The organism is Vallitalea maricola, from assembly GCF_036985595.1.
GTDB lineage: Bacteria > Bacillota > Clostridia > Lachnospirales > Vallitaleaceae > Vallitalea > Vallitalea maricola.
Genome location: NZ_BTPU01000196.1, coordinates 1 through 327, shown reverse-complemented (window position 1 = coordinate 327; position 327 = coordinate 1). Strand labels below are relative to the sequence as shown.

Here is a 327-nt window from a genome sequence, read left to right as displayed (position 1 = left end):
CATTTTCTTTAATACTCTGATTTAAAAATAATCCTTGTGTATGTCTATCTTCAGGTAATAATGCGATACCATGTTTAACCGCATTTTCTGGCTTGCAAATTTCCACTTCTTTTTTATCTATAAATATTTTACCTGAATCTGGCTTGTTTAAACCAAACAAAGATAATGCCAATTCTGTTCTACCAGAACCTAATAACCCAGTAATACCTAATATATCACCTTTATTCATAGTAAAATTAATGTTTTCATAATTACCTTTCTTAGTCAATCCTTGTACTTCCAATAATTCTGTATCCTCTTTTGTATTTCTTATATATTTAGGGTATT

At 28.4% G+C, this 327-nt stretch carries 1 protein-coding gene; it reads right to left on the bottom strand.

Translation table 11 applies throughout. From position 1 onward, the window contains the following. Positions 1 to 283, bottom strand: a 283-nt coding sequence (locus AACQ14_RS23850; RefSeq protein ID WP_339366034.1) for an ATP-binding cassette domain-containing protein, incomplete at its 3' end; no start/stop codon positions are given. Positions 284 to 327 lie beyond the last annotated feature (44 nt).